The 6,605-nt window shown below is 49.6% G+C and carries 5 protein-coding genes; all 5 read right to left on the bottom strand.

Going from position 1 to position 6,605, the window contains the following annotated elements; all coding sequences use genetic code 11:
• Window positions 1–188: 188 nt before the first annotated feature.
• Genes ACE99V_RS13795 through ACE99V_RS13775 form a run of 5 tightly spaced genes read right to left on the bottom strand, consistent with a single transcriptional unit; the run spans window position 189 to window position 6,505 of the window.
• Window positions 189–1,910, bottom strand: a complete 1,722-nt coding sequence (locus tag ACE99V_RS13795) for a GH3 auxin-responsive promoter family protein (RefSeq protein WP_400491676.1) — start codon at window positions 1,908–1,910, stop codon at window positions 189–191.
• On the bottom strand, window positions 1,907–2,632 hold the full coding sequence (locus tag ACE99V_RS13790) for a hypothetical protein (protein ID WP_400491675.1): 726 nt from the start codon (window positions 2,630–2,632) through the stop codon (window positions 1,907–1,909). Before ACE99V_RS13790 ends, ACE99V_RS13795 begins: the two co-directional genes overlap by 4 nt.
• Window positions 2,633–2,644: 12 nt before the next feature.
• Window positions 2,645–3,742 carry a hypothetical protein gene (locus ACE99V_RS13785; protein ID WP_400491674.1) on the bottom strand — a complete coding sequence of 366 codons (1,098 nt, stop codon included), beginning with the start codon at window positions 3,740–3,742 and terminating at the stop codon, window positions 2,645–2,647.
• A 12-nt stretch (window positions 3,743–3,754) separates the two neighbouring features.
• Complete coding sequence (locus ACE99V_RS13780) at window positions 3,755–5,161, bottom strand: B12-binding domain-containing radical SAM protein (RefSeq protein WP_400491673.1); 1,407 nt, start codon at window positions 5,159–5,161, stop codon at window positions 3,755–3,757.
• 15 nt (window positions 5,162–5,176) lie between these two features.
• On the bottom strand, window positions 5,177–6,505 hold the full coding sequence (locus tag ACE99V_RS13775; protein WP_400491672.1) for a B12-binding domain-containing radical SAM protein: 1,329 nt from the start codon (window positions 6,503–6,505) through the stop codon (window positions 5,177–5,179).
• Window positions 6,506–6,605: the final 100 nt, after the last annotated feature.

Here is a 6,605-nt window from a genome sequence, read left to right as displayed (position 1 = left end):
TTCGGAATCTGGGCTCATAACCTCAGAAGAGCAGCCCAAATGGCCAAATAAGCAACGATTAACGGATACAGTTACACGGTAGCCCCCTGAGATTCACCACAATGAGATGCTTCTGCCAAAAAACGATTTTTTCAGGAGTAACTAGCTAATGCCGGGTGGGTTTTCTTGGATGATGTGGAAAAACACGGTTAGCGATGCCGGAGGGACAGGTTTGGATCAGATGGCGATGTTCCACTTGATTGTATCATCTCTGGACTGTCCAGATAGATGCCTGCAAACCATTCACTCCAGCCCATCTTGGCGTGCAGTGAACTTGGTTTGATGTTGCCCAACTTTTGCCCCTCTGCTTGCAGCCGGCGGAGATAAGAGACGGCGCCGGAACCAGACACTTTGTATATCCGTGGCCGTGTTAATTGCCCCAATCTGCGGCAGTACGCATAATGGAAATTCTGGCATAATCCTGCATCGAGCTGTTCCACAAGCCGATCCGTATCCAGCTCCTGATCAGTCTCGATATACAACGTGTAATGATACGTATGATACGTACAATCAGGAGCAAGCAGTAAAAAGTCCGGTGAAACAGCGAGCCGCAAGCAAAGCATATCCAAAACCTCAGAAACATGCTGTTCATTCAGCTTCTCGCCAAAGTGGTCGGACACCTTGTCCGCCTTGCCGACAAACCGGATCAGCGGGGTTCGTCCCATATAGCCTGTCACTTCCACTACATCCTGGAGTCGATACCGATACAATCCGCCACCGGTCGTGATCACAACGGAATAACGGTTGCCAACCGTCAATTCATGGGCCAAATGGGTTTGCCCCGTTTGCTCTTCCACATCGATAAATTCATAGAAATGGGAGCGGATCGCCAATACAGATGAATCGGTGCCTTCAACGGGAAAAGAGATAAATCCTTCGGTAGCGATCAGCCCTTTCCCTTTCACCCGAATGCCGCTCACCCGCTGCCGCAGCTGCTCAGCGTATAATGCTGAGTTGCCGTCGGTCCAGCAGCTGATCAGCCGCAGCTTGGGCCAGATATGCCGATATTGGGCGGATCCCAGCGTTCGCAGTTCGGCCGCTCTACGTTCATCAGGCTTAACGCGCCGCAATAGCTGTTCTTTGAGATTCTCGGCAATTGGCTCGGGCGGGGTCAAACTGCCTTGTTTCATATCGGTTAACAGCGGCTCCCAGTACATGCGTAGATCGTCCAGTAAAATCGAAAGAAACGTCGGGTTCCAGACAGAGATAAACGTAAGATCACGGTTTTGCAGCAAGAAAAAGAGGGTAAGATAGCGAAACGATGCGTTGGATGATACATGCTTCACTTCCGGTGGAACTGCCATCAATGTTTCAATGAGGAATTTTTCCACTCGCCCGAAATACTCGGAATCTTCCTCAAAACCAATGGGGATACCGCCTGCGGTATAGGTTTTCTCCATTTTCGCCAGCGGTGTAATCGACCAGTAGGCCGTACCCAGCAAAAGCGATGGATTCCGCAGATACATATCGAACATCCAGGGACCGATCCCGTTGCCAAACTCTTTTTTTAATGCTTTCGTATACGGGATCAGCTTTGAGGCTGACGTTGATCCGCTCGACAGCTCAAGCAGATCGACGCGTTCCTCTGTCAACACCGAGGGATCTCCACAGCCGATTTGTTCGATATAGTGTTGATACGATTCATAGGTGCTCAACGGAACAAGCTGCTGAAAGTCAGGTATAGAAGCAACGTTGTCAAACTGATGCTCCCTTCCAAAAACGGTATACCGGTTTTCTCGCACGAGCCGCCGCAGATAACGGGTTTGCACCTGGCGTGGAAAATAGACGGAGATGCGAAACAGCAGGTAGCGAACAAGATAAAAAGAGATCCAGACAAGATTGCACCCCAGATAAACAAGCGTCCGCATCATTCACCCGTCCCCATCGCCAACAGCTTTTTACCTGCTGAGGTAAGATTCTGCTCGTTCACTTCACATAAACAACAGAGCTCCGCACCTTCAGCATGATGCGGATTTTTTTCCGCGAAGAAGCGGATATGCGCGTTTTTCAACTTATCTTCCGTAATATCGGCAACGCCTTGTTTCAACCTTTCACGCGAATGACTGAACCGCAGCGTACCGGTTGCCGGATCATAGTCGCCAGGAAACTTGTAGTCCGCAAACAAGTGAATCATTTCTTTCACAACTTGCGGTGTCGGCTTATCGAAGCGAGGATAAAACTCCTTGAAAAACACCGGCAAGAAGCGGTATGTCTTATACCCCGAACAAATCAGGAACCAATACCACCGTTTCGGTGACTCTGCCTCACGAAAGGAAAAGATCGCCTTCAGCCATACCTTCGGAAGCTCCATCGTTCCCCAGTAGGCCTGATCAATAATCGTGTCGCCGGAAAAAATCACTTTGATCGGTTCGCCTTGATACTCCAGATCAATGAATTGCAGCGTAGAAAATCCGCGCAATGCCGAATGATCTTTATCTCTCAATAAAATCGCATAATTTTTTTGCGCTAAGTCCCGATAAAAATGATCTCGTTCGATATGGTCAAAATAGTGTGTAAGAAGGTCAAACATCTGCTCTTTCCATTCGGAAGGTATGTCACGAATGGCTGAAATCGTACCGACCAGTTTTGCCATGCCATCCTCCTGTTACAATCGGGCAATCTCCAGATAAGGGAAACGTCCGTCAATCTGTTCGATCACGTCTTGTGCCTCTTCCCAGTAAACCAGATAGAGGTCGCTCTGATACAAGATAGGTTTATACGGCAGAACCGCCTGACAAAGGGGATCATCCGCAAACAATCCAACCATAAAGTACGCATAATCCGTATCGATAAAATCGTTGTACACTTTCCGCACCAACGCAGCAAATATATGGGGATGATTGTCATCGACCGCGATGTGACTCAGATAAAAATAACGAAACGGTTGATTGACCGGAGGAAGCGGCGTTAACCGGAATAACGCTGCCCCCAGATTATACAGCCAGCGAAAACGGCGTATGGCACCGCTGTACGATTTCACCACGGTTTGTTTAAAACGGTGTTGATCCCATACGGCGCATACCCCGATGACCCGGTTGTCCCGCACCGCCACGTAAAAATCCTCCCAGGAAAGATCACGGCTTCTTTCGGGCGATGCGATCTCTGCCTTGGTGTAGTAGGGATAAAACTGCTTTTCTTTTCCGTTTCGCTGCAAACAAGCGATGATTTCGTCGCTTAGGGCTTCACTGCCTGGCCTGATCTCAAAATCGCAAGGATACTCAGCCATCTTGCGGCGCAGTTGGATCGCCAGCGTATGTAAACGTCCGTGCTTCTGATAAACCGGCAGCCCGAATTTACGCGAGGTCAGCACTTTTATCGCCGTCTGGTTATCGGAAATGATCGTCGCGAGATGAAGGGGAACGCTAGCGGACCTGTTTACTTCCTTTAAAAAGTGGTGACCCCGGACCAGCAGCTGCATGTCACGATGCTCGGCAGCCACGCGCAGTTGGCTTAGATACCCGACTGTCTGGGGGATGCCGTTTAGATAAACGGTGCGAATGGAACGGCTGGCCATTGCGATCAGCTCATCGTTTTTCTTTACCGTTATGACTTCCCCTACATCCCCCTCAACAGCCAGACCGGAGAAGTAATCGGGTTCCCGCTCGAAGGCGACGGAGATGCTTCCTTCCATCGGTGTGTTTGCCAGCAAACGGCGGATTGCCTCATCATCTTGGCGAGTGGCTAATGTGTAACTCTCTTTCATTTGGGAAACTCCTCATGATACGGGAATAATAACCGCTTCTTCCGGTGTTTTGCTGATCGGGTGATTGGCTTTTAACAGCGGTCCGACAAAGGCTTCGTCACCAAGCGGATATCCTTCCCGCTGTGTGGCTTCTTTTTTAAACATGAGGTTGATCATAAAGAAATTTCTCCAAAGGAAAAAGGACCTGGCATTCGTCTTCCGGGCCAAGCTTCGTTTCCATATAGAGGGGAAGCTGTAAAACCTCTTTCGGGATTCCACACATTTTTCGCGAATAGTGTCGGGCGATAACCTGCGGGGAAGAAAAGGCACATCGCCATACCGGTAGCGGTCGTCGAGCCACCATTTTTCATAGAGAAGACGTCCTTCTTGCTCCAGCCGCTTGTAAAGAGGTGTACCCGGAAACGGGGTCAAATGATTGAACGACACGATGTAGATATCGTGTTCGATGGCAAAATGAACGGTTTCTTCAAACGATTCCAGTACGTCCTCGTCATACCCGAACACAAACGTGGCATACAGGATCAACCCGTATTCCTTGAATTTCTGCAGGGCATGAAGAAAACCGCCCTTTGCCGTATTGAAGCCTTTTTGCATCGCTTTGAGATTGGCTGGATTGAGACTTTCAAATCCGATCAGGAGTCCCTGGCAGCCGCTGTCCCTTAAAAGCTGCATAAACTCTTCATCGTGCGTGCAGGTGATGCTGCCTTGTCCGACCCACTTGATGTTCAGCGGAATGAGGGCACGAAACAGCTCTTTTGCCTGCTCCATATTGGATACCACATTGTCGTCAACAAAAAAGAACAGTTTTGTCGTATCCCTTAGTGTTTCAATCTCCGATACAATGTCCTGCCAAGGCCTGCGTGTTTGCGTACTGTTAAAGTAGGTTTGGATGGCGCAAAAATCGCACTTGAAGTGACACCCCCGGCCGGCTTCAATCAATCGTAAGGGCAAATACCGTTTTCCCTGAAAAATGGACCGATCTGGCTGGATGCGCTCCAAGCTTGGTCTGCCGGACAGCTTATAATAGCGCTGCAGGCGATGACGGCGCGCATCGTCAATCACCTGCTCCCATACACCTTCCGCTTCTCCGATTACGACGGCTTCGGCATACTCGCTCACTTCTTCAGGGACAAGCGTGGCGTGAAAGCCGCCCATCACAACGGGAACGCCCCTCTTCCTATATTCCGTCGCAATTTGGTACGCTCGTTTGGCCGTGTACGTTTCTACGCTGATGGCAACCAGATCGGTCGGTTCATCGTAAGGAATCGGCTCGATCCGGTCATCGTAAAAAGCAATCTCCACATCTTTTGGCGTTAACCCGGCAATCATCGCGGGAGGCAGGGGCTCCATCTCCCACAGCTTGATATAAGGTTCTCCTTTTCTTTTTCCAATACAGGGATGGATGATCGTAAGCTTCAACTGGCAGTCCCACCTTTATCCGATGTACCCGGCATTGCAGGTATAAAATCTATGCAGATTGTAAGCGTAAAAGCGATACCCGATATTCGTCGTAATCTGAAGCGGGATTTGAATGCCTGAGCCAAGCACCCGCTTCATGATGCTGGGATAGCTGTATACCTTTTTCCATGCCCATTCGTGACCTTGGTACAGCTCATCGACGGACAGGTTTTTCGGTTGAAAGACCACATGCTGCCCGTCATAAAGCGTCCAATCCTCCGTCAAGATTCTGTTTTCCGCTTTCAGGCGCTTATAGAGAGCGGTCGAAGGAAACGGCGTAACGATGGCGAATCGAGGCAAGTCGATGCAGGAATCGATCGCGAACTCTGCTGTCAGTTCAAAGGTCTCTTTCGTATCTTGATCCAAGCCAAAGAGGAAGGTGCCCATCACCATGATGTTGTAGTCGTGCAGTTTTTTAACAATCTCTTTGAATTTGGCGGGAGAGTTGAAGTTTTTGTTGGTTCCGCGCAAGGCAGCAGGGGAGACGCTTTCAAAGCCGAGCAAAAGACCGCTGCAGCCGCTCTCGTGCGCCAGCTTCAACAACTCGTCGTCGTAACCCATCAACGTTGTGGCAAGGCCGTACCATTTTACTTTAAGCTTTGCCAGTTCCCTGAATAAGGCTTTGGCATATTCCTTGTCGGCGATCAGATTCAGATCATAGAAAACGAATTTCTTCGCGTTCATCTGTTTGATATCATGAAGAACATAGTCGATCGGCTTCTGAAACGGTTTGGTTCCCCAGGCAGCCGGCACAACACAAAAATCACAGCTATGGACACAGCCGCGTGTCGCTTCAAACGTATTTTGGGTAAGATAGCCGTTTTTTGGAAGCAAGTCACGTCGTGGAAAGGGAAGCTCTGCAATATCGTTCAGGCTAAAATCGGGAGCCATATCGTAACGTTTTTTCATCCTGCCTGATTTGAAATCGCGGAGAAGCTGGGGCCACGTCTGCTCCGCATAACCTGTCACAATCGTATCGGCATGCTGTATCGCCTCCTCAGGCATCAGCGTGACGTGCGGGCCTCCCAGCACCACCGGAATACCGCGGCTGCGAAAATGGGCGGACAGCTCATACGATCGAGGAGCCGTTCCGGTTATGGCCGTGATTCCGATCAAATCGGCTTCTATGTTGAGATCAATCTCACCGATACCTTCGTCGTAGATCTCGACCGTTGCGTTCAATTCAGGGGGAACGTAGGCAGCGAGAGTCGTGAGGGTAAGTGGTTGGACTCGCAAATTTTTTTTGAAGATTCCGGTTTTGTGTTTGTACAAGGGTCCCTTGGGAGATAACAGCACGATCTTCATCTTGAATCTCCTCCGCCGTATGGTGTTGACAGTACATTTCTTTACAGGGGCGGAAATCCCTGCCGAAAAGAGGAAGATTATGTCGATTCTGCATTGATAT

Origin of the sequence: Brevibacillus soli, assembly GCF_044759095.2 — a bacterium.
Lineage (GTDB): Bacteria > Bacillota > Bacilli > Brevibacillales > Brevibacillaceae > JBIYSM02.
This window is presented reverse-complemented; position numbering and strand designations above follow the sequence as displayed.

What these genes read in the sequence shown, in the direction of transcription:
- ACE99V_RS13785 (WP_400491674.1), bottom strand. Translation starts at nt 3,742, where the DNA reads ATGAAAGAGAGTTACACATTAGCCACTCGCCAAGATGATGAGGCAATC.
- ACE99V_RS13790 (WP_400491675.1), bottom strand. Translation starts at nt 2,632, where the DNA reads ATGGCAAAACTGGTCGGTACGATTTCAGCCATTCGTGACATACCTTCC.
- ACE99V_RS13795 (WP_400491676.1), bottom strand. Translation starts at nt 1,910, where the DNA reads ATGATGCGGACGCTTGTTTATCTGGGGTGCAATCTTGTCTGGATCTCT.
- ACE99V_RS13775 (WP_400491672.1), bottom strand. Translation starts at nt 6,505, where the DNA reads ATGAAGATCGTGCTGTTATCTCCCAAGGGACCCTTGTACAAACACAAA.